Below are 23,726 nucleotides of genomic sequence, written 5' to 3'. Positions count from 1 at the left end.
GTGTTTAAAAAAGTATTAAGCCAAACACCCAGTGGTTACAGAAAAGTAGTTAGACGCAAGTTATTTGGATAGTCGATTATTATTAGTCAGTACTATGGAAAAGCCGCCGCTCAACATGTAGAGCGAAACTTTTCGCACGAAATACGTAAACCCTACGAAGATCAACGCTACTTAGAAGGTGCAGTTGACCGTCATCCCGACGAGCTAATTGCGCAAATTCAGTTTTGGCTAAAAACAAATTTAGCCACCGAGTTAAACCTGCAAGAAGTCGCTGCCCAATTTAGCTTGAGCTACCGTACTTTTACCCGCCGTTTTAGAGCCGCAACTAATCAAAGCCCTATTGAGTATTGGCAACAATTACGCGTAGAAGGTGCGAAAGAGTTATTAGCATCATCAAATTTATCAATTCAAGAAGTGGCTTTAGAAGTGGGATATAACGACCAAGGGCATTTAACACGCGTGTTTAAAAAAGTATTAAGCCAAACACCCAGTGGTTACAGAAAAGTAGTTAGACGCAAGTTATTTGGATAGTCGATATTTAATAGTACTAGTACTTGTTTCAATAACACTAAAAAAACGCCACTTTTAGTGGCGTTCTGTGTCGTTAAATTCTTTTCGATAATAGCGTTTTTGATAGTTTTTTACTTTAGTGTGTACGCCTTTGCTTAAGCTTTTAAATTTAGCCTCGAGTACGTCTACACCGTATAAAATACCGACCACCAGCACCGAAAGTTTTATTGCAGCGCCAAGGTTTTCGGTCGCTATCATAACGCCTATTGATGCAAGCACCCAGATGGTTGCAGCCGATGTAACGCCAACTACCGCACCATCTTTAGCAAGCATAACGCCTGCCCCTAAAAAGCCAATACCTGTAATTATTTGCCCCACTACACGAGAATGATCTATTACATCCCCTTGTAAATTAAACGCAGTGGATAAAAACAAATACGTACCCAAGGTTATTAGGGCTGATGTACGAATACCGACAGGTTTGCCGCGCAACTGGCGCTCTATTCCAATGATGGCACCGCAAAAAGCCGCTGTACCAATAGCTGCCCACGAATACGGGGCTACATCAATTAAATCTAAAAAAGTCACTGTTAACCTTATATTTTATTAGCTATAGCCACCGCCGTTCTTAAACGTTGGCTACCAAACGCTGACATTTTACTAAAATCACTTCGTGCAATAGGTACATATTGGCAATCTATTGCGAGCTGTTTATCGTTACCGGGCTCACAAAACGGGTCGTGAACATACACGCAGTGCTCATCAAGGTGCGTTACACACACCCAATGTGGTGATTTTTTACCATCAAAACTGTATGTACTAATTAATAACAGCACACTAAAGCCTTTACTTAACCACTGCTCAATATGCTCAAGCTCTACATCTTTATGCGTAAGCGGTATATTTGCTTGTGCAATACCATCTACAAATTGTTGATGCACGGTGGCAAGTACCACTTTTTTGTTTTCGTTGCGTACGCCATCTAAAAATAAAGGCTCGGTGGTATTAACCATTACCTCGCTTTTAAAACCACGCTTATTAGCCGCAAGTGCCAAACCAAACGGATGGCAACCACCATGACCCGATGTCATAAAAATAGTGGTACCTTCACGCCAAAGTGCTAACTCATGTGATTGAGTAAGCTCAGTAGTAGGCTCAAGTGCGCCCATTGCCATTAATAATGCAGCAGGTCCGCACGTAAACTCAGTTGTTTGCTGATACCACGGTGTTAAACGCGCCACTTTTAACTCACTTTTTTGTCGAATGTTTTTTTGCATTCGTAATGCGTCACTGTGGTCATCGTAATAATCGCTGTATTGACCAAATACCCTGTAACCTAAACTTTTATAAAGCCCAATCGCACTTTCGTTATTTACAGCCACTTCTAAACGAAGGTAAATACGAGCCCGCTCACACGTTTCTTTTTCTAGACTAGTAAGCAGTGCTTTTGCAATGCCTTTACCTTGCATAGTTGGTAAAACAGCAAGCGAATATAAACGCGCTAAGCGAGTCCCTTTATGGCACCATACTAGCCCATAGCCGCATATTTGCTCGCCACTTTCTGCAACGAGTAAAATACCGTGTTTTGCACTAAGCCAGCGTTTTAGACTGCGCGGGCTCAATTTATCGTTATTAAAGCAGGCGTTTTCAACGTCAATCAGTGCGTTTAAATCACTGCTAAGCGCCTTTCGAATAACAAGGTTGCTCATGTTATTACCCACGGCCTCGTGCTTCTAAGCGTTGTTTAAACTCATCCATAATGATCATGTATAGCTCATCGCCTAAATAGCCGTCTTCTACTTTGTGATCAATACTTGGGTTATCGTTTACTTCAAGCACGTATGCTTTGCCTTGATGCTCTTTAACATCTACGCCATATAAACCCCTACCCACTGTTTTACATGCTTTTAATGCTGCATCTAATACCGCTTTTGGTAACTCAAAGGTTGGCAAGGTTTCAAAGCCACCAGAGAAAAACCGTTTAGCGTCGTGGTTATAAATTTGCCAATGGTTACGCGCCATTAAATAGCGGCATGCATAAATTGCACGGCCATTTAACACACCCACTCGCCAATCGTATTCGGTATACATGTACTCTTGTGCAAGCACTAATGCGCTAAACTCAAACAGCTCTGTAAGCTTAGCGGCAAGCTCATCACGGTTTGAAACTTTAAACACACCTTTTGAGAACGACCCTTCAGGCATTTTTAAAACAAGCGGATACGTAAACGCTTCTTCTAATTGCTCAAGCGTTTCATTTGCTTGATCAGCCACTACAACCGTTTTTAAACTTGGCACTTTTTGGTAATTAAACGCATCGTGTAAATACACTTTATTACAACAACGTAAAATAGACTCAGCGTCGTCAATAACCACTAAACCCAGGCTTTGCGCTTTGCTTGCAAGGCGATACGTTGGATGGTCAATCGCTGTAGTTTGGCGAATAAATAACGCATCAAACTGGGCAATGTTATCAATTTCGTCAAAGCTTAATGCTTGTGCATTAATACCGTGTTTAGCCGCTGCTTTAATAAAACGTGCAATGGCGTCTTTATCACTCGGTGGTACTTTTTCGTTATGATCAACAAGTATTGCCATGTCCCATCTAAAACGACGTTGTACCGAACTAATACGCCACTGCGTTTTAGTAAAGTTATCTAGCTTGGCTACAAATTCGCTGTACTGTTGCTCGCTTAAAGACGACATCGAGCCTTGTTGTAATAAGCCTTGCTCATCAACAAATAAAATAGGCGCTGGGTATTGTTTAAATACCGACTTTGCTGCTTTTGATTGTAAATCATTTTGGGCATTGCCAAAGTAAAGAGTGCCGTCTATTTGGCCCACATTTAACATAGGTGCTTGGCCACTACGAAGAGCATTAATGGTTTTTACACTGGGTAAAACTTGGTGCTTGCGCGCCTCTGCAAGTAACGAGCAATAGTAACCTTTGCTCAAGTATTGGCTTGAGTCGCACAGATTAATAATGCGTGTTTTTGGTTCGTTATGTTTTGGGTAATCACGTAAGTAGGTATTAAACGTAATTACATTTTCGAACGATTGAGCAAGCGTTTGCTCGTTGTTATCAACCACAATTAAGGTTTTAAACACGACTTTTCCTAGTTAAGTCAAAATATAAAAAGCATGCTTAGTAAAATACTAAGCATTATAAATAGAAACACCCATCGTACTAAGTGGGCATTGCGCGAATCACTTAATATGATGGGTGCTTTAACAGGTACCTACTGTACGAGTTAGCGCTTAAATTGCTTAAGCGACATGTGCTTTATATGCCCTTTTTTAAAAACGCACAAACGAGATATTTTTAGCGTGAAGATAAAAAATATTGATTAACTAATAACGCAGATTAAAATACGCAAAACAATACCTTATGAGAGTTAAAAATGTCGCTGCCTGCTTGCCCAAAATGCCAATGTGAATATGTTTACGAGGACCAACAACTGCTTGTTTGCCCCGAGTGCGCCCATGAGTGGAACCCTAATAATACAAGCGATGAACACGCAATTTTAGTTAAAGATGCCAATGGCACTTTGCTAAATGATGGTGACAAAGTGACAGTAGCCAAAGATTTAAAAATTAAAGGCAGCTCGCAAGTAATTAAAATTGGCACCAAAGCGGTAGTTAGAAGAGTGCTTGATAAAAAAGATCACGAACTTGATTGTAAAGTAGATGGCATTGGCGAAATGATGGTAACAGCGAAATTTGTGAAAAAAGCTACCTAAAATTGGATATTTAAAATATAGGATGTTAGATGAAAAATCATAAAAATAAATTCATCCAAGCCTTATGGTCTGTTATTGAAGCCTATTATTAGTGCGTGTAATAGATTTTGTTTAACTGCTATTAGTTGTGTATATCTAAAGGTCCACCTACATTTAATAGGGCGAATTATCGCTTAGGTATATTTAAGCATTTAACCTCCTCACCTTAATGAGGAGGTATCTCTTGAACTGATCTGTTTACATTTCAGTTAAAGTGCTTTTTAAGCTTTGATTACCCAGTAAAGAAATCAAATACGTTACCAAGTGTTGATGATGAACCTTTATAAAATTCAGTAAAACTACATCGACTGCATGTCACAGCGGTGTACTTTTTATTTTGAACATCAAAAATTCTTGACCAAAAGCCACCCGAAACTCTTATTTCACCGGTATCAAATTCGTTATTATTACACTTAGAGCAAGACCAATTGTTATGTCTCATATTTCAACCTCCATATTATTTATGTACGGTATATTAAACACTTAAGGAACGTGTGTAGCAATTTTTTTAATAAACAAACTATAATTTAGTTCTTATATTGGTTAAGTTGGAATTTTGATAGATGTTTGGATGGCTTTTTAATAATTGCTTTTTATAATAATTAGTATGGGGGTCATACTAATTTCACTCAGGGATTACCTACTTGTTAGCTGTATATTGCGTTAGCAACAAAAATTTTCGTAAGTCTCGTTCTTGTCTCATTACGTGCAAAATATATACTTTATCGTTATCTTTTTTGTAAAATATACGACAAGGATTCACGACCAGTTCAAGATAATTTAGGTTAGCTAACTCAATTGGTTTTTTACCTGATTCAGGAAAGAGTTCGAGACGCTCAACTTTTTCAAATATTTTGGAAACCAATTTTTTCGCTGACTGCAAATTGCTTAATGCGATATATTCAGCGATATCGTTAAGATCATCCAAAGCTGGATTAGTCCAAATTATTTCAGCCATTTATTCATTTTATCTTTAGCTTCAACATTCGACATGGTTTCACCACGACTTATTGCCTGCTCTCCTTTTGCAAGAGACTCAAGAATTTGCATACGCTTTTGCATAAATTCATAATCATCAACATCTACTAAGTATGCAGATGGTTGTCCATGTTCAGTTATCAACACAGGTTCTTTAGAGGAATGAAGTTCAGATAATATCTTCGTTGCTTGACGCTTCAATGTTGTTACTAGTTCTACTCTCATAATAATCCCCAAACAAATGTATCACTATAGTAGCACCGAGTAGCCAACTTGGGAAATACAACTAACGAGGCTGTATAACCACTAAAATCAATTAAAAAGGGAGCACCTAACGTCAACCCTGCTCATTTTTAAACTATTAGGTACTTCTCATTATATGCCTTTGCACAAATTGAAATACACACCACGTTACGCTATAAAAACATAGCTGTAGGTTGGATAAATGGCGGAGCCATGCCATCCGACAATTAATTTATGAATATAAATAAGCGATTATTACGTTGGCATAGCTTTGTCAGATGGTGTTCTCTTAAAAACCAAAGCTTTATAAGATCTCTACCACCACGTATTCGTGGGCTTTACCTGCAATTGTTAACGTAATTTCATCATCAATCTGTTTATTTAATAACTGCTTACCCATTGGTGCGCCGAGTGTTACTACAGCAATTGCGTGCTGTTTAACGTTTACTGTTAACCCACCAGCTGCGGGGCCTAAATAAAACCATTTTTGGGCTGCGTTATCATCTTCTAAACATACCAGCGAACCGATAGCTATTTTGTCGGTTGGTTTTTCGTTAAAGGCAGGTTCGAACAATTCTATGCTTTTATAGCAATCGTTTACGCGCTGGGCTTGGCCTTGTGCTAAATAAGCGGCTTCGAGCCCTAGGGTATCGTATTTATTTTCGGCTATGTTTTCTTCATGTGTGGCGGTGTCGTGCGCAGTTTTTGCCGCTACTTTTGCTGTTGTAAGCTGCGCTTCTAGCGCAAAGCGAAGATGTTCGATAACGTGGGTTTTATTCATGGGGATTAGTACAATACAGGCTGTAAAAATAAGGCAGCTAGTTTAACATTTTTGCTAGGCTTAAAACCATTGTTTTAAACCCCGCAAGTTTGGTGGGAATACTAGCGGGGTATAAATAAGCATTAAACTAACAAAGAGCCGCTGATTGGTTGGTGCAGCTCTTTGCTTATGCTTTATTAAAAACCTTATGGCATATCTAATAATGTTTGCGTGTGGGCATCTACTTTAACTTCGTAGTTTTTAGCGCTTAAGCCCAATAGTTCTGGCAAGGTTGCCGCTATACAAATAGACGAGAACGTACCCACTACAATGCCGGTAAATAATGCAATAGCAAAGCCTTGCAGTGGTGCGCCTGCAAGTAACCAAACGCTCGCGACCGTTGCAAGTGTGGTACCCGAAGTTATTAAGGTACGTGTTAGCGTACTCTTAATCGCATTATTAATAATAGTCGCTGGGCTAAGTACATTGTTTGATTGAACACGTAAAAGCTCACGTACTCTATCCCCTACTATTATTGAGTCGTTAAGTGAGTAACCAATAATAGCCAGTAAACTTGCTAGTACGGTTAGGTTAAACTCAATTTGTAATAGTGAAAATAACCCAAGTACGAGTATTAAATCGTGCACTAGCGCTACCACAGAGCCGAGTGCTAAGCGCCATTCAAAACGCACTGCAAGGTAAATCATTACCGCAATCATTGCAGCAAACATTGCTAAACAACCTTGATCAAATAACTCATCGCCCACTTGTGAGCCAATATAAGCTGACGATAATACCTGTGCGTTTATATCATCGTTTTGTGTAACGGCGCTTTGCCAATCAGGGCTATTAGCTGTTGTTGATGTAGTTGATGCACTTGGCGCTTCTCTTAATTGAAAATGACTATTACCTTGCGCGGTTAGCTCAAACTCACCGTTGTGATTTTTAGCAATAAACGATTGAAGCTCTTTTAGTTCAACACTTTGGCTGGTTGTAAACTCAGTTAAATAACCGCCGGTAAAATCTAGGCCAAAATTTAGACCTTTTTGCGTAAGCGTAAATACGGATAGTAGCACTAAAATGGCACTTAAAAGCATACCCATAAAGCGTAAACGTGTGCCCTTTTCACCTTTCAAAAAAGTGTTAAGCATGTGCTTTTTCTCCTACTTTTTTACCCATTTTTAAATACAACGTTTGGCTTAATATTTTTGATACGTACACACCTGTAAATACAGACGTTAAAAGCCCCAATGCGAGTGTAATGGCAAAACCTTTAACGGGCCCATAGCCTATGCCGTATAAGATAAGTGCGGTGATCATGGTGGTTATATTGGCATCAAATATTGTATTTGCGGCTTGTTTATAACCCTCTTGAATAGCTTGATATGGTGCACGGCCTTGGCGACGTTCTTCTTTAATGCGTTCAAATATTATTACGTTAGTGTCTACCGCCATACCTATGGTTAGCACCAGACCTGCAATACCCGGAAGCGTTAACACAACCCCTGGTAATAATGACATTAAGCCCACAAGCGACGTTAAATTTAATATAAGTGCCACGTTTGCAATAAGGCCTAAACGGCGATACCAAAGCGCCATAAATGCAAGCGTAATACCCATGCCTAACATAAGCGCGGCTAAGCCATTACTAATATTTTCGCTGCCGAGGCTTGGCCCTATTGTTTGTTCGTGCACAATTGTAACGGGTGCTGTAAGCGAGCCTGCACGTAGTAATAATGCCAGATCGGCTGCCGCTTGTTGGCTTTTCATATTGGTAATACTAAAACGCGAACTTAAATGCTGAGCAATATTGGCAACGTTAATAACTTCGCTTTTTTTAACTACTTCGCCTTTAGCATTTTGAGAGTACTCAGAGTAAACCGTCGCCATTGGCTTACCAATATTGGCTTTTGAAAACGCCGACATTGCATCCCCGCCTTGGCCGTCTAGGCTTAGTTGTACAAGTGGTTTACCCCAATCGTCGCGGCCTATGTTTGCATTATTAATATGATCGCCTGTAAAAATTGGCACAGGATCGAGCTTTATGGTTCCGCCCGATTGCATATTAAATGTTTGCCCGCCAATTTCTTTTAATTGATAAAAACCAAGCGATGCTGTTGCACCAATAATACGTTTTGCTTCGGTTGGATCTTGCACGCCTGGTAGCTCTATACGAATGCGGTGCTTTCCTTGGCGCTGTGTTACCGCTTCGGTAATGCCTAACTCTTCAATACGTGAACGAAGGGTTGTGAGTGTTTGCCCCATTACTTCTTTATCAAAGCTGCTGCGGCCTTGCTCCGAATAACTAAATTTGGCAGTTTTAACGCTGCCGTTATTGCTTGTTACAACGGCTAAATTAGCAAATCGGCTTTGTAGCTCTTCAATAACGGGGGTTAACTTGTCGGTTGCATTAGGCAATGCGTTTATTTCAAACCCCTGCTGAGTTTGCTGCGCTTTTACGCCATGTGCTTTTTGCTTAATGATGATTGATTTAGCTTGTTGATACGCACTGACTAATTGCTCATCAACGGCTTTATCTAAATCTACGTCTAATACAAATAGCACACCGCCATTTAAATCAAGGCCCAGCTTTATTGGTGATAAACCAAAATCTTGTAACCATGTTGGGCTGGTTGCATGCTCAACAATTTTAACTTGCGTGTTTGGATATTGCGCTTTTATAGCCGCTTGCGCCTGAGCGCTTTTAGTTGGCTCGTTTAAAAGTATATTAATAGTGGATTGCTTATCTAAACCCTGCTCAACCTCTAGCCCTTGTTTATTCAAAAAAGTAACTAGCGTTTTAGTGCTCGGTAAAGATTGCGTTTCGCTGTGGGGAGCAGCACTGATGTGCAACCACGATTTATTTGGGTATAAATTTGGTAATGCGCTGATAGCTAATAAAACCAATACTATTAGCATGGCTATATAGCTTAATTTGAACTTAGCCGTAGACGGCTTTTTATCTTTTTTAAAACTTAACATGTTTAATCCTTATTGCCAGAAATGCTAGCAACGTACTTTTTAAAAGCACAATTAATCTGCAGGCTAAAACTTTAAAAGTTAAAACCTAATAAAATTAAATAAGGAAAATTAAGCGTGGTAGGTAGTTACAGCTCTGTAGAGTAAGTTTACGTCTTTCCAGCCACTCAAGCGCGACTTTTTACTATTAGTTACAAGCGTATACCAAGGCTGTATAGGATTAATCGCTCTTGGTCGTAAGAATATATGCCTAACAAGATTTTGAGCAAAAAATTCAAAAACCACATCGTATTCTGGCTCACTTTGAACAGTGTGCAAAAACAATGATGAATTATTGGCAGTTAACCTTGGTTGGTGCGCGTCAAAATCGGTTTGATGCGTTTTTTTATGCTGCGAAATATCTACAGACTTACTAATAGGCTGTATTTTAGTTAAATCGGCAATATCAGTAAGCGAAACCTGCGTACTAACATTGATATTTAAATTTTGTGAGGCGCCCATAGCATTGCTCTGCACACTAAAAAGTGCAGCAAGTAGCAAAAAGGCAGTTAAAAACACTCTAAATTTAAACATTCACGTTTTAAAACTAAAATAAGGGATGCGTAGTATATAAGGGCTAGTATTTGAAATACAATAGCCCTTAGCTATTTACTATCTAATTTAATTTTACTGAGACTTTTAATGCGCCCCAGACAAAGCAGTGAAAAACGACCAGACGCCATGAATTTACGCCAAAGTGTAAAAACACTGTGGCCCTACCTTACAAAATTTAAAGGCCGTGTTTTTATTGCACTTATGGCGCTTATAGGCGCAAAAGGTGCCACGCTTTTAATGCCTTGGGCGCTTAAAGAAATAATAGACTCTGTAGATAAGTCCATTAACCCACTGTTAGTTATTCCTGCTTTATTGTTATTGATGTACGGTGGACTGCGTTTTGCTAGCGTATTTTTAGGTGAAATAAGAGATGCTGTATTTTCTCGTGTAACCGAGCACGCTATGCGTGATATTGGTTTAAAAGTATTTAAGCATTTGCACTCACTTGAGCTGGCTTTTCATTTAGACAGGCAAACCGGTGGCATTAGCCGCGATATAGAACGCGGTACGAGCGGGTTAAGCTTTTTAATGCGCTTTTTAATGTTTAATATTGTGCCTACTTTGTTTGAAATACTGACCGTTGCGATTATTTTTGGCACGTTGTTTTCTGTTTGGTTTGCGCTTATTACATTACTGGCAGTCGCTATTTATATTACCTTTACTGTGGTGGTTACCCAGTGGAGAAACCGCTTTATTAGAGAAGCAAATGCTGCCGACAATCAAAGTAATACCCGCGCAATAGACAGCTTGCTTAATTATGAAACTGTAAAGTATTTTAATAACGAACAGTTTGAAGCAAAAACGTACGACACCTTTTTAGCAAGCTGGGAAAAAGCCCGTTTAAAAAATAGAATGTCGCTGCTCGCCCTTAATTCAGGCCAAGCACTTATTATTGCTTGTGCTATTACCGCGTTAATGTGGTTGGGCTCAACCGAGGTAGTTGCAGGTACGCTTTCTATTGGTGAACTTGTGATGATTAATGCTTATATGATTCAGCTATTTTTACCGCTCAATTTTTTAGGTTTTGTGTACCGCGAAATAAGACGCGCCCTAACCGATCTTGAAAACATGCTTGGGCTACTTAACAAAAAGCCACAAATAACCGATGCACTTAATGCTAAAGAGCTCAATATTAGCCAAGGTGAAATAACATTTAACAATGTAAGTTTTAGTTACGATGCGCATCGCCCTATTCTTAATAACCTTAGCTTTAGCGTTAAAGCTGGCAGTAAGGTAGCTATTGTTGGTGCCAGTGGTGCTGGTAAAAGTTCATTAGCGCGACTGCTTTATCGTTTTTATGATGTAAGCGCTGGTGAAATTAGTATTGATAATCAAGCTATAAACTCAGTAACACTTAATAGTTTACGAAAAGCCATTGCAATAGTCCCGCAAGATACTGTGCTGTTTAACACCACAATTCGTGAAAATATCGCTTACGGTAGACCATCAGCAAGCGATGCTGAAATTGACGAAGCCATTGCTATGGCGCATTTAAAAGACTTTATAGCAACACTCGATAAAGGCGATAAAACGCTGGTTGGTGAACGTGGTTTAAAAGTATCTGGCGGTGAAAAACAGCGTATTGCTATTGCGCGCGCCATTTTGAAAAAGTCCCCTATTTTAATTTTTGATGAAGCAACATCTGCACTCGATTCTCATTCTGAGCAAGCAATACTCGCAGCAATGCGTGAAGTTGCCAGTAACCATACGAGTATTGTTATTGCTCATCGCCTTTCTACTATTACCGACGCAGACACTATTATTGTACTCAAAGCTGGTGAGATTATTGAGCAAGGTAGGCACGATGAGTTACTTACTCTCGCCGGAGAATATGCCCGTATGTGGGAGCTACAGCATAAAAAATAAATAATGTGTAACACCTTTTAGCTCTTATGCTTGCCGGTACTAGAGCTAAATAAAGCGTTTATAGAACCTATTAGCCTTTCTCTTTTCCTCTATATTAGTTTTATCGAGCACTGTGGTGATTCACCTCAAAAGGTTTGTTTGTCTGATTAATATCAATAACAATCGATAAGTTAAATATTCGTAACAATAAAAATGATTCACTGCTGCTTTAATTCAATCAGTGATACTCAGGAGTAAGTAATGAAAAAGAGTTTAATTGCCGCAGCATTAGCTGCCACATTTATTACCGGTTGTTCAGAGCCGCAAACAACAAAAACAGACGAGCAACAACCTAAAGTAGCCACTGCAGCAGTAACAGAAAAAGCAGAGTTAGGTAGTTTTGGTGTTGATTTAACAGCCCGCAACGAAGCCGTTAAACCAGGCGATGATTTTTTTATGTATGCCAGTGGCACGTGGTATGACAACTACGTAATGCCTGCAGATAAAACCCGCTACGGTGCATTTTCAGGATTAGCTGAGCGCAGTGAAGACGATGTTAAAGCTATTATTGAAGAAATAGCCGCACGTAAAGATTTAAACGCAGAAGAAAAACTCGTCGCTGATTTTTACAATGCGTATATGGATACCGAAACACTTAATAAACTAGGTGTAGCGCCTATCAAGCCATTGTTAAGTGAAATTAGTGATATATCGTCGACTGACGATTTAGCTGAAATGTTTGGTAAGTCTTGGTTAACCGGTAATAAAGCCCCTTTTGGCGGCGGTATGTGGTTTAATCGCCTAGACCCTAACAAATATGAAATGTCACTAGGTGCTGGTGGTTTAGGCTTACCAGATCGCTCTTACTACCTTGAAGACGCTGAGCGCTTTGTTAAAACGCGTGCAGCTTATGTTGCTCACATTGCTGACATGCTTGAGTTTACAGGAGTCGAAAATACCGCTGAGCGCGCTCAAGCAATTGTTGATCTTGAAACCAAAATTGCACAAGGTCACTGGCCACGTGAAAAGCGTCGTAATCGCGATTTAACCTTAAACCAAGTTGAACGTGCTGATTTAAGCACTGCTTATCCTGGCTTTAACTGGGATTTATACTTTGCGCAAACAGGTTATAAAGTACCTCAGTTAAATGTGTCTCAGCCTGAGCCAATAAAAGCGATGATTGAGTTAATCAATCAAGAAGATATTGCAGTATGGAAAGACTACCTAACGTATCACGCTATTAGCGGTAACGCAGGTTTACTATCAGAGGACGTATTTAATGCTAACTTTGCTTTTTTTGGTAAAGAACTAAACGGACAGCAAGAGCCTCGCCCTCGTTGGAAACGTGCAATAAGTGAAATGTCAGGCACAAGTTCGCTTGGTTTTGCTATTGGTAAAATATACGTAGCACGTTACTTCCCTGAGTCATCAAAACAACAAATGTCAGAGCTGGTTGAAAACCTTCGTACAGCCCTTGGCGAACGTATTGATAATCTAGAATGGATGGGCGATGCAACTAAAGTAAATGCGCGCGCTAAACTGGCTGCATTTGTACCAAAAATTGGTTACCCCGATGTATGGCAGTCTTATGATGGTTTAAGCATTACTAAAAATGATTTGATTGGTAATGTGAAAAACATGCGTGAGTTTTTCCACGCAGAAAGTGTTGAAAAAGAGCTACAAAAAACAGACCGTAACCGCTGGGGCATGACGCCACAACGCGTAAACGCTTACTACAATAGCTCGTTTAATGAAATTGTATTTCCGGCTGCGATATTACAACCGCCGTTTTTCGATCCAAATGCCGATCCGGCTGTAAACTATGGCGGTATTGGCGCTGTAATTGGTCACGAAATGGGTCATGGATTTGACGATCAAGGTTCAAAATCAGACGAAAACGGTGTGCAACGTAACTGGTGGACTGATGCTGACCGCGCTGCATTTGACAAAAAAGCCGATCAACTGGCTGCGCAGTACAGTAAATACGAGCCAATCGAAGGTAACTTTGTTAATGGTCGAAATAGCCTTGGCGAAAACATTGGTGATGTAGGTGGGCTATCAATGGCTTATCACGCTTATAAGCTAAGTTTAAATGGTAAAGAAGCGCCTGTTATTGACGGTGTTACTGGCGATCAACGTTTCTTCCTTGCGTGGGCACAAGTATGGAAAGAAAAACGTACTGAGCAAAGCATGCTTAACCAACTTCGTGGTGGCACACATGCCCCAGGTCGCTTTAGAGCACAAGCGCCACGCAACCACGATGCATGGTACAAAGCGTTTGATGTAAAACCAGGCGATGAGTTATACCTTCCTGAAGATGAACGTGTACGTATTTGGTAAGTAATACTTACTTTTTATTACTTAGTAAGGCAACCTGTTATACAGGTTGCCTTTTTTATTGAGTTAAATTTACAATAATAGATATAATTCCAACGTCTAAATCCCTCGATAATCTCCTCAATAAAATGCACTTTAAATGGTTTTTAAACGCTACAGTTTAATACTTACTAGCCCTTGAATGCATTTACCTTTAGAATACGCATTATAATTTTATTCTATTATTTACATATATTAAGGCGAAACGCAGATGGGAAGAGCTTACCAAAACAAAAAAGATTCAATGGCTAAAACTGCGGGTGCTAAAACTAAAGTTTATTCTAAGTACGGCAAAGAAATTTATATTTGTGCTAAAAACGGCGGTGTAGATCCAGATGGTAACTTATCATTACGTCGTTTAATTGAACGCGCTAAAAAAGACCAAGTACCAGCACACGTTATTGACCGCGCAATAGACAAAGCAAAAGGTGGCGGCGGCGAAGACTACTCAGCAACACGTTACGAAGGTTACGGCCCAGGTAACTGTATGATTATTGTTGATTGTTTAACAGACAATAACAAGCGTACCTTTGCTGATGTACGTGTTTGTTTTACCAAAGCAAATGCTAAAATTGGCGCTCAAAACTCTGTTTCACATTTATTTGATCACCTTGCTATTTTTGTATTTGACGGTGATGACGACGAAGCAGTACTTGAAGCTCTTATGATGGCTGATGTTGATGTAACTGACGTAGAAGTAGATGACGGTAAAGTCACTGTTTTTGCTCCTCACACAGAATACAACAACACACGTACAGCGCTTGAAGAAATGGGCGTGACTGAATTTGACGAAGACCTAATTAGCTTTGTGCCACAAATTGAAACGCCGATTGAAGGCGAAGACGTTGAAGTTATGGAACGCTTTTTAGCCATGCTAGAAGATTGCGATGACGTACAAAACGTTTACCATAACGCGCAATTCTAAAGAGCGATTTAGTAAGTTAGAACGACTTTAAGCCAACAGCTATGTTGGCTTTTTCATTTTTAGAACATGGTATTAATATGAACTCCCTTAAAGAGCTTAAAAGTGGCAAACTTGCTGGTGCTACTCGCCTGCAATTAGTAGAAGAGCTAACAATATTCCCGGAAGAGATTTTTAGCTTAGCTGACACGCTTGAAGTTCTCGATTTATCAAATAATAACTTATCAACACTACCTGATGAATTTGCCTGTTTAACACACCTTAAGCGTGTATTTTTATCGTTTAATCAGTTTAAGCATATTCCTGCTGTGCTGGCTAAATGCCCTGCTTTAATTATGGTCGCGTTGAAGGGTAACCAAATTTCTGAATTTGCTTTAAACAGCCTGCCAAAAAATATTGAGTGGCTCATACTCACCGATAATACGTTAAGCGAATTGCCTGAAGACTTTGGTAATTACACCCAACTTAAAAAGCTCGCGCTTGCGGGCAATCAACTTAAGCAACTGCCAAGTAGCATGGCGCAGTGTAAAAACCTCGAGCTTGTTAGGCTCTCTGCTAATAACTTAACACACGTAGACGACTGGCTGTTTGAACTGCCTAAACTTGCTTGGCTTGCGTTTGCCGGTAACGATTTTAATAAAGCCCAGTGCCTTACAAAGTGCAGCTTAGAAAATAAGCCTCTTGACGATTACACGCTTAGTCATGTTATTGGCCAAGGTGCATCGGGCGTTATTCATTTAGCGCAAGCTGCTAATAGCGCTGTAGCGATTAAATTATTTAAAGGTGCAATTACCAGCGACGGCTACCCGCTTGATGAAGTAAATTGCTGCTTACAAGCAGGCGATCACGCTAATTTAATTAAAGTACTTGCCTACATTGAACAAAGTGATCAGTTAGGTTTAGTGATGGAGCTAATAGATAAAAGCTTCGCTAATTTAGGCCTGCCTCCAAGCCTTGAAACCTGTACGCGTGATACCTTTAACAATGATTGCCATTACTCAACTCAAGCTATTTTAAAAATTGCACAGCAAATGGTAAGTACACTGCATCACTTACATGTTCGTAAAGTAAGTCATGGCGACATTTATGCGCATAACACCATGATAAACAAAGGTGCTGATGTTTTATTTGGTGATTTTGGTGCTGCAACTAATTTAACGATGCTAAGTGAGTATCAACAAAAGCAACTAGAGTGGATAGAAGTAAGAGCTTTGGGCTGTTTAATTGAAGACTTATTAGGCACGGTAACCGGCGATGATAGGCAAAGTGAGCTATTTGGTGAAATGTCCGATATGGCAAAGTGTGCTATGCAACCTTCATTAAATCAAAGACCTACATTTACTGAGTTATTAGAAGAGCTGAACATATAATTGAGTAGAGTCATAAAAAAAGAGCAACGTTTAACACGTTGCTCTTTTTTTAGTTTATGTTTATTGAATTAATCGAGCTCATTTAGTGCGCTTAAACGGGTAAACCTGTTGTTTAAGCATACCTACCGGCATGTAATCCCCGACTACGCCATATGCTTCTGGCCACTCTTTTTGGCCTTTAACAGCAGTACCAAACACGTAGTCTAAAAACGAAAAATGCGCAGCGTAATTGCGGTCAATCGCGGCTTTATCTGACGCATGATGCCAATGGTGAAACTGCGGTGTAACCATAAAATATTTTAGCCAACCAAATTTCACACGTACATTTGCATGGTTAAACACAGCCTGTAAACCCACAATAATTACGTACAAACTAATTATTTGCTGTGAAAATCCAAGTACAAATATGGGTGTGAGCACTAAGCTGCGCGTTACGAGTATTTCAAGAATATGTTGGCGAGAGCCCGCTAACCAGTCCATTTCTTTAGCACTGTGATGTACGCCATGAAAGCGCCATAATAAAGGGACTTCGTGATAAGCACGATGCACCCAATACTGCATTAAATCAGCCACGAGTATTATTAAAAACAACTGCACTACAAATGGTGTTTGCTCTATATAACCTTGTACTGTAGATGATACAGCCCAGCCAAAGCCATAATGCACAAAGTGGTTAGTAACGAGTAACACAAAACCAATAATTAAATGGTTTAAGAAAAAGTGGTTTAAATCGCCTCGCCATTCGCTACGTAATATTTTTTGCTCTTTTCGATGGGGTAGCAGCTTTTCAATAACAATAAATATGAGTGTTGAGCCGAGTAAATCTAAAATAAACCAATCGAGCCCTATGTAAGGTGTGTCGGTGGCAAACTCGTTTACCTCAACGTTTGGTCCGCCAAACATAATTGCCAGAATAATAAAAAACCACGCTGTAGCTCCTAAGCGTTTATTGGTATTACGTACAAAGTTAAGTAGCCCTAAACTGCCCGAGACCAATAATGATGCAAACATAAGCTGACGTAAAAAGTCGACACTGTAGCTTTTTCTCAGTTCTGGTGTGGTTAAGTATTCAGGAAAGTGAAACGCTAATACGCCTAAGCAACTCAGTATTGCTAAAAAGCAGGCTATGTAGCCACTTATGTTGCCCTCACCTATCTGAAGATGATTTGTGCGAAATACCTTTCGTGATAAAGCTCTGATCATTTTTATTATTCCTTGCTTCGTTGAGTTGATTAAATACAACGAAATTCCATTGATTTACACACCCACATATTAACAAAATTTAGGGTATAAAAAATACAAATAGTTCCCTCCATAGTCTGAGTTGCAAATATACAGATAAACCAAACGCAAAAAAGCCACGCAATGCGTGGCTTGGTTGGATAAAGCTAAAACTTTACATCATTAGGGCTGTATTATAAAAACGCACCTAATGCTTTAACTTGGTCTAACATGCGGTTTGAGAAACCCCATTCGTTGTCGTACCAAGCCATTACTTTAACTAGATTGCCATCGGCTTTAGTTTGCGTTGCATCAAAGATAGATGACGCTGGGTTATGGTTAAAGTCGATAGAAACAAGCGGAAGCTCATTATATTGTAAAATATCTCTCATTGAACCCGTTGACGCTTCTTTCATGATTGCATTGATTTCTTCTGCAGTCGTATCGCGCTTAGTAATAAACGTAAAATCAACTAAAGATACGTTGATTGTTGGTACACGTACCGACATGCCGTCTAATTTACCAGCAAGTTCTGGTAATACTAAACCAACAGCTGCCGCAGCACCTGTTTTAGTTGGGATCATAGATTGAGTCGCACTACGAGCACGGTATAGATCTGGGTGGTATACGTCAGATAGGTTTTGATCATTCGTATAAGAATGAATCGTTGTCATACTCCCCTTTTCAATACCTACGGTGTCGTTAATTGCTTTTGCAAGTGGTGCTAAACAGTTAGTAGTACACGATGCATTTGAGATGATTTGGCTATCAGCGTTAATTACATCGCTGTTTACACCATGAACCACGGTTGCATCCATATCTTTACCTGGAGCAGAAACGATTACTTTTTTAGCACCCGCTGTAATATGCTTAGCAGCGTCATCACGTTTAGTGAAAAAACCAGTACATTCTAAAACGATATCTACGTTTAGTGCTTTCCACGGTAAATTTGCAGGGTCGCGTTCTTGCGTTAACGTAATTACGTCATCGTCAATTAACATGGTGTTATTTTCAAGTGTTACTTTTTTAGAAAATTGACCATGAACTGAGTCATACTGCGTTAAATGGGCATTAACGTTAGCAGGTGCTAAATCGTTAATTGCTACAATTTTAATTTCGCTGTTTTGAGCTGACTCATAAAGTGCACGTAAAACATTTCTACCGATACGGCCGTAACCGTTAATTGCTACATTAATCATTTTAGACTCCTATTTAAGTTCACTTGCTTGGCGAGCAAGCGCTTCAATTGCTTGCCAGTCTTTATTTTCAATTAGTTGTTTATCTAGCATCCACGTACCACCAACACAAATAACGTTGTTAAGCGCTAAATAGTTCGGTGCAGTTGCTAGGCTAATGCCGCCAGTTGGGCAAAAAGTAATATGTGGTAATGGGCCACCGATTGATTTAAGCATTGCTGTTCCGCCTGCTGCTTCTGCAGGAAAGAATTTTAAATACTTAAAACCATGCGACGCAAGTTGCATAACTTCACTTGCAGTTGCAGCGCCTGGTAAAAATGGTATATCTGATGTTTTAGCCAAAGCAATAAGCTCATCGCTCACACCTGGACTCACCATAAAATCTGCACCTGCGGCAACCGAAAGATCAAAACTTGCTTTATCTACTACCGTACCAGTACCTACATAGGCTTCAGGTACTTCTGCTTTCATCAGCTTTACAGCTTCTGCAGCAATAGGTGTACGTAGTGTTATTTCTAAGGCTTTTAAGCCACCGTTATATAACGCTCTTGCAAGTGGTGCTGCATCTTCTAATTTTTCGATTACAACCACTGGCACCACTGGTGCCGATGCTAAGATTTTTTCAATACTCATTACTTGTTCCTCATTACCCAGTATGGCTAATATTTATTCAAGTCCAAAAGCACTCGCGCCTAAATCGGCACTGCTTACGATATTTCTAAATCCAGTAAATAATTCGCGACCTGTACCAAATGTTGCACTTGGCAGGCTAAGTTCTGCTTCACGTTTAGCAAGTTCTTCGTCGCTAACGTGTACTTTTAATATTCCGTTTGGCGCATCAAGTGTCACTAAATCACCTTCTCGGATTTTAGCAATAATGCCGCCTTCTACTGCCTCTGGTGCTAAGTGAATAGCAGCTGGTACTTTACCTGATGCACCCGACATACGACCGTCAGTAACAATGGCTACTTTAAAGCCTTCATCTTGAAGCGTTGCCATTACTGGCGTTAATTTATGTAGCTCTGGCATACCTTTCGCTTTAGGGCCTTGCTCTTTTAGCACGGCAATAAAGTCTTGGTTTAATTCGCCACGCGTGTATGCATCTTGCAGAGCACTTTGTGAGCTAAATACTTTTGCAGGAGCAGTAACAACCTGATGTTCAATAGCAACAGCTGACACTTTAATAACAGCTTTACCTAAGTTACCCGTTAGAAGTTGCAGACCACCTTGCTTACTAAAAGGGTTACTCACTGGGCGAAGTACTTCTTCATCGTGTGAGTTTGCTGGGCAATCTACCCATTTAACTTTAGTTGGGCCGGTTGAGTTGCTCATGATCAGGCTATCGTCTTTATCCAAACGAGGCTCTGTCATGTAAGGTGCTAAACCATCGCCTAGCATTGTTTTAACGTCTGTGTGTAAGTAACCAGCGCTTGCTAGCTCTCGCATTAAGAAACCCATACCGCCAGCTGCTTGGAAGTGGTTTACATCTGCAGAGCCGTTAGGGTAAATGCGTGTAAGTAGTGGTACAACTTCTGATAAATCAGACATATCTTTCCACGTAACCTGAATGCCCGCCGCTTTTGCTATCGCAACAATATGAATAGCATGGTTAGTAGAACCACCTGTAGAAAGAAGACCTACTAAACCGTTTATAATCGTTTTTTCGCTGATCACATCGGCTAAACACGGGCTTTCTTTATCATCTGTAAGCTGCTTAAGCATAGTTTCTACAGCATTACCTGTAAGACCATCGCGAAGCTCAGTGTAAGGATTAATAAACGAACTACCTGGAAGGTGTAAGCCCATTATTTCCATTAACATTTGGTTTGAGTTTGCAGTACCGTAGAACGTACAAGTACCTGCGCTGTGGTAAGACGCGCTTTCAGCCTCTAATAAGTCTTCGCGACTTACTAGACCTTGTGCAAATTTTTGACGAATACGTGCTTTTTCTTTATTCGGAATACCTGATTGCATTGGGCCTGCTGGTAAAAAGAACACAGGTAAATGACCAAACGACAATGCACCAATTAATAAACCCGGGACGATTTTGTCGCAAACGCCTAAACAAAAAACGCCATCAAACACATCGTGCGAAAGGGAAATTGCCGTAGACATAGCAATTACATCACGAGAAAAAAGCGAAAGCTCCATGCCGTCACGCCCTTGCGTAACACCATCACACATTGCAGGAACGCCACCAGCAACTTGTGCTGTAGCATCGTATTTGGTAGCAATGTCTTTAATTAAATCTGGGTAATCTTTGTATGGCACATGAGCCGATAACATATCGTTATATGAGTTGATAATAGCAAGATTTGGCTGCTCATCAGCCTTCAAGCGCGCTTTGTCATCACTGCTACATGCAGCCATAACATGGGCTATATTTCCGCAACCTAAACCGGCACGAACTCTTGTTTGTTTTTTTGCGTGCGAAATACGTTCTAAATAATCTTGACGGGTATTTTTACTGCGTTCGATAACGCGCTGGGTAACTTCTTGAATACGAGGATGTAACATAATTTAACTCATCTCTATTAGTTAGAGGATAAAGGCTCAGTAGCAACTACAGACTCCACGTAAATAACTGTACTGAGCATCTTTGATTTACCCGTTCAAAGGTACGCTACCAGGGAGCCTCTCACAACAGCCCTGACACCGGTGTCACTGTATTAACGCATAGCAATGACACCGGTGTCAACCCCGGGTAACAAAAATAGTTTAATATTTTAACATGACCGAATAATGACCTAATTGATTTTTAGGCACAAAGTATATTTTAGCAAGTTCAGAGCAAAAAAAAGCCCGAATAAGCGTCACTCATATTCGGGCTACTGTGAAAGTGTTTTTAACTCACTATTTTATCGCAGAAGTAGACTCGCGTGTAATCAAGCGTGACTCAAGCGTTACCTGATACGGCTGTTCTTGCGGTTGAGCTATGTGTGAAATAAGTTGAGTTACGGCTTGTTTAGTCATTTCTTCAACGGGCTGTGCAATAGTCGTTAAACCAGGCCAAATATGACGTGCAATGGGTGCATTATCAAAGCCGGCTATTGAAATATCATCAGGCACTTTTAATTGGCGCTGGGTAGCTAATTTTAATACCGCTGCCGCCATGTAATCGTTTGATGCAAATACAGCTGTTGGCCTAGGAGATAAATCTAAAATACTGCGTGCACTATCTACACCTGAGTGATAACTAAAGTTACCCTCCTCTACTAAGCGCTCATCAAACTCTATTCCATGGCTTGCAAGTGAACGCCTGTAGCCTTTAAAGCGTTGTTGCGTGGCACTGTGATCCGGGTGCCCTTTAATAAACGCTATAGATTTATGCCCAAGGCTAATTAGATGCTCAGTAATTTCAAATGCGCCTTGCTCATCATTACTACGAACTGAAATAGAATCATCTTGAAGTAAAGCTGACGCAACTCTTGCGTAAGGAATTTTTTTAGATTTTAAAAAAGCAACAAGCTCTGCAAAATCACCAAAAGGAGGTGTTAGCACAATGCCATCTAATCGAGAAGTCTGTAGTAATTGCTCAATATTATTTATAAGGGCTTCACCACGAAACTCACAAGGATGTATCAATAAATTATAGTTATTTTCTTTACATGCTTCTAAAGCACCCGTTTGCACGCGAGTAATGTAGCTTTTACTTGGGTTATCGTAAAGACACCCAATAATAAAGCTACGATTTTGTGCGAGGCCTCGTGCAATTGGATTTGGGGTGTAATCGAGTTCTTTAAATACCGCAAGCACCTTTTCTCGGGTTGCAGCACTAACATTAGGCTCGTTATTTAAAACGCGTGATACGGTTTTTTTAGAAACACCAGCATGACTTGCCACACTGTTTATTGTTACTTTTTTCATCACTCTATTTTTCCAAATGCGAACAAGGAAAGCTCCTTATTTGCTGTTGTGCAAACACGCTGCGGCACCAATTAGTGGAATATTATCTTGTGTTACAAGTATTACAGGAATTTGCCCTGCGTATTGCGACATAATACCCTTTTGAGAAAATCGTTCAACAAAACGGCTCTCTAGAAGTCTTGCTTGCATACGAGGCAGTATTCCACCGCCAATAAATAGTCCGCCTAAAGCGCCGTAAACAACGGCTAAATCGCCAGCTACACTGCCGATCCAATCACAAAATTGATTAAGCGTTGCATCGCACACAGCACATTCACCGCTATTTGCTAGACTACTTATTTGCGCAGCATCTAAATTTTTAGCTGTTACACCCTTAACCGCAGACATCGCTTTGTATAAATGCGTTATGCCAGGGCCTGAAAATACAGTTTCGATAGAAACATGAGGATGATCTTTACGTAATTCATTTAATAGTAAAGTATCGAGTTCATTAACAGGTGCAAGCGATATATGCCCCCCTTCTGAACTTAAAACAGCGGTAGATTGCGACGTTCTAACTAAGCACGCGGCACCAAAACCAGTACCTGGACCTATAACACCAATGTTAGCATTGTCATCAGCTTGACCTGATTTAACAATGACATTTTGTTTAGGATCTAAGTAAGGAGCCGCATATGCAAAGGCAGCAAAATCGTTAATGACCTCTAGTTGCTGTAAATCAAAATGAGTTTTAAATTCACTAACACTAAAATGCCAACCTAAATTGGTTAAATGTACCTGCCCAGCTTTTATTGGACCTGCAACGGCTAAACATGCGCGTTTAGGTGTAATATGCGAGACTGTTTGTAAATATTGCTCAAGCGCACTTTCAAGTGAACCAAAATTAGCACTAGGAAAAATATTAATGTGCTCTATTACAAATTGGTTAGTATGTTTATTAAAAGCAGTTATTAAAGCAAAGCGGGCATTGGTGCCGCCAACATCAGCAACTAGGATGGGATCAAATTGGGCAGAAGAGTTTAGGCTCATAGTATTATCTCTTTTGTTAAGCGACTCGTGCTTATTATTTTACAATGGTATACCATT

The 23,726-nt window shown here is 40.0% G+C and carries 21 protein-coding genes and 1 pseudogene; 6 read left to right on the top strand and 16 right to left on the bottom strand.

Annotated elements, in window-relative coordinates:
- Positions 1–78: 78 nt before the first annotated feature.
- Positions 79–531, top strand: a pseudogene (locus AAEY62_RS16275) (helix-turn-helix domain-containing protein); the annotation flags it as partial.
- A 54-nt stretch (positions 532–585) separates the two neighbouring features.
- Here AAEY62_RS16275 and AAEY62_RS16270 read toward each other — a convergent pair.
- The 3 genes from AAEY62_RS16270 to AAEY62_RS16260 are packed head-to-tail and all read right to left on the bottom strand — an operon-like array spanning position 586 to position 3,618.
- Positions 586–1,098, bottom strand: a complete 513-nt coding sequence (locus AAEY62_RS16270; protein ID WP_007582656.1) for an MgtC/SapB family protein — start codon at positions 1,096–1,098, stop codon at positions 586–588.
- 8 nt (positions 1,099–1,106) lie between these two features.
- A complete protein-coding gene (locus AAEY62_RS16265) occupies positions 1,107–2,219 on the bottom strand; it encodes a GNAT family N-acetyltransferase/peptidase C39 family protein (RefSeq protein WP_101217365.1) in 1,113 nt (370 codons plus the stop codon).
- Positions 2,220–2,223: 4 nt separating this feature from the next.
- Positions 2,224–3,618 carry a RimK family ATP-grasp domain-containing protein gene (locus tag AAEY62_RS16260; RefSeq protein WP_101217299.1) on the bottom strand — a complete coding sequence of 465 codons (1,395 nt, stop codon included), beginning with the start codon at positions 3,616–3,618 and terminating at the stop codon, positions 2,224–2,226.
- Positions 3,619–3,911: 293 nt separating this feature from the next.
- Here AAEY62_RS16260 and AAEY62_RS16255 point away from each other — a divergent pair, with 293 nt between their 5' ends.
- The gene (locus AAEY62_RS16255; RefSeq protein ID WP_101217298.1) at positions 3,912–4,250 is read left to right on the top strand and encodes a zinc ribbon domain-containing protein YjdM; all 339 of its coding nucleotides are present in this window, start codon (positions 3,912–3,914) and stop codon (positions 4,248–4,250) included.
- A gap of 271 nt (positions 4,251–4,521) precedes the next feature.
- Here the strand turns inward: AAEY62_RS16255 and AAEY62_RS16250 are convergent, their stop codons facing one another.
- From AAEY62_RS16250 to AAEY62_RS16220, 7 genes are all read right to left on the bottom strand, one after another.
- The gene (locus AAEY62_RS16250; RefSeq protein WP_007582647.1) at positions 4,522–4,731 is read right to left on the bottom strand and encodes a zinc ribbon domain-containing protein; all 210 of its coding nucleotides are present in this window, start codon (positions 4,729–4,731) and stop codon (positions 4,522–4,524) included.
- 198 nt (positions 4,732–4,929) lie between these two features.
- Positions 4,930–5,247, bottom strand: coding sequence for a type II toxin-antitoxin system RelE/ParE family toxin (locus AAEY62_RS16245; protein ID WP_024592928.1), 318 nt, complete (start codon positions 5,245–5,247; stop codon positions 4,930–4,932).
- Entirely contained in the window at positions 5,235–5,492 is a 258-nt protein-coding gene (locus tag AAEY62_RS16240; RefSeq protein ID WP_010555056.1) for a type II toxin-antitoxin system Phd/YefM family antitoxin, read from the bottom strand. Before AAEY62_RS16240 ends, AAEY62_RS16245 begins: the two co-directional genes overlap by 13 nt.
- A 322-nt stretch (positions 5,493–5,814) precedes the next feature.
- Complete coding sequence (locus tag AAEY62_RS16235) at positions 5,815–6,291, bottom strand: GreA/GreB family elongation factor (RefSeq protein ID WP_101217297.1); 477 nt, start codon at positions 6,289–6,291, stop codon at positions 5,815–5,817.
- A gap of 185 nt (positions 6,292–6,476) precedes the next feature.
- A complete protein-coding gene (gene secF / locus AAEY62_RS16230) occupies positions 6,477–7,421 on the bottom strand; it encodes a protein translocase subunit SecF (RefSeq protein ID WP_350635377.1) in 945 nt (314 codons plus the stop codon).
- Positions 7,414–9,252 (bottom strand): protein translocase subunit SecD, encoded by a 1,839-nt coding sequence (gene secD, locus AAEY62_RS16225; RefSeq protein WP_101217295.1) that lies wholly within the window; start codon positions 9,250–9,252, stop codon positions 7,414–7,416. The genes secF and secD overlap by 8 nt, the downstream gene beginning before the upstream one ends.
- Before the next feature lie 108 nt (positions 9,253–9,360).
- Positions 9,361–9,822, bottom strand: a complete 462-nt coding sequence (locus AAEY62_RS16220) for a hypothetical protein (RefSeq protein ID WP_101217294.1) — start codon at positions 9,820–9,822, stop codon at positions 9,361–9,363.
- A gap of 108 nt (positions 9,823–9,930) precedes the next feature.
- On the opposite strand from AAEY62_RS16220, the gene AAEY62_RS16215 reads away from it, so the two are divergent.
- From AAEY62_RS16215 to AAEY62_RS16200, 4 genes are all read left to right on the top strand, one after another.
- Positions 9,931–11,709: an ABCB family ABC transporter ATP-binding protein/permease gene (locus AAEY62_RS16215; protein WP_350635375.1), complete on the top strand. Its 1,779-nt coding sequence runs from the start codon at positions 9,931–9,933 to the stop codon at positions 11,707–11,709.
- Between the two features lie 240 nt (positions 11,710–11,949).
- A complete protein-coding gene (locus tag AAEY62_RS16210) occupies positions 11,950–14,028 on the top strand; it encodes a M13 family metallopeptidase (RefSeq protein WP_350635373.1) in 2,079 nt (692 codons plus the stop codon).
- 247 nt (positions 14,029–14,275) lie between these two features.
- Entirely contained in the window at positions 14,276–14,989 is a 714-nt protein-coding gene (locus AAEY62_RS16205) for a YebC/PmpR family DNA-binding transcriptional regulator (RefSeq protein WP_010555049.1), read from the top strand.
- Positions 14,990–15,030: 41 nt separating this feature from the next.
- Positions 15,031–16,356, top strand: a complete 1,326-nt coding sequence (locus AAEY62_RS16200) for a leucine-rich repeat-containing protein kinase family protein (RefSeq protein ID WP_350635371.1) — start codon at positions 15,031–15,033, stop codon at positions 16,354–16,356.
- A gap of 78 nt (positions 16,357–16,434) precedes the next feature.
- Here the strand turns inward: AAEY62_RS16200 and AAEY62_RS16195 are convergent, their stop codons facing one another.
- From AAEY62_RS16195 to glk, 6 genes are all read right to left on the bottom strand, one after another.
- Positions 16,435–17,559 (bottom strand): sterol desaturase family protein, encoded by a 1,125-nt coding sequence (locus AAEY62_RS16195; RefSeq protein ID WP_350635369.1) that lies wholly within the window; start codon positions 17,557–17,559, stop codon positions 16,435–16,437.
- A gap of 212 nt (positions 17,560–17,771) precedes the next feature.
- Positions 17,772–18,776 (bottom strand): type I glyceraldehyde-3-phosphate dehydrogenase, encoded by a 1,005-nt coding sequence (gene gap, locus AAEY62_RS16190; protein WP_350635367.1) that lies wholly within the window; start codon positions 18,774–18,776, stop codon positions 17,772–17,774.
- A gap of 9 nt (positions 18,777–18,785) precedes the next feature.
- Positions 18,786–19,406: a bifunctional 4-hydroxy-2-oxoglutarate aldolase/2-dehydro-3-deoxy-phosphogluconate aldolase gene (gene eda, locus AAEY62_RS16185; protein WP_002959756.1), complete on the bottom strand. Its 621-nt coding sequence runs from the start codon at positions 19,404–19,406 to the stop codon at positions 18,786–18,788.
- A 33-nt stretch (positions 19,407–19,439) separates the two neighbouring features.
- Positions 19,440–21,290: a phosphogluconate dehydratase gene (gene edd / locus AAEY62_RS16180; protein WP_007582619.1), complete on the bottom strand. Its 1,851-nt coding sequence runs from the start codon at positions 21,288–21,290 to the stop codon at positions 19,440–19,442.
- 336 nt (positions 21,291–21,626) lie between these two features.
- The gene (locus tag AAEY62_RS16175) at positions 21,627–22,640 is read right to left on the bottom strand and encodes a LacI family DNA-binding transcriptional regulator (RefSeq protein WP_010555045.1); all 1,014 of its coding nucleotides are present in this window, start codon (positions 22,638–22,640) and stop codon (positions 21,627–21,629) included.
- Positions 22,641–22,676: 36 nt separating this feature from the next.
- Positions 22,677–23,669 (bottom strand): glucokinase, encoded by a 993-nt coding sequence (glk, locus tag AAEY62_RS16170; protein WP_101164483.1) that lies wholly within the window; start codon positions 23,667–23,669, stop codon positions 22,677–22,679.
- Positions 23,670–23,726 lie beyond the last annotated feature (57 nt).

It is taken from the genome of Pseudoalteromonas sp. GW168-MNA-CIBAN-0100 (assembly GCF_040309225.1).
Classification (GTDB): domain Bacteria; phylum Pseudomonadota; class Gammaproteobacteria; order Enterobacterales; family Alteromonadaceae; genus Pseudoalteromonas; species Pseudoalteromonas arctica.
This window is presented reverse-complemented; position numbering and strand designations above follow the sequence as displayed.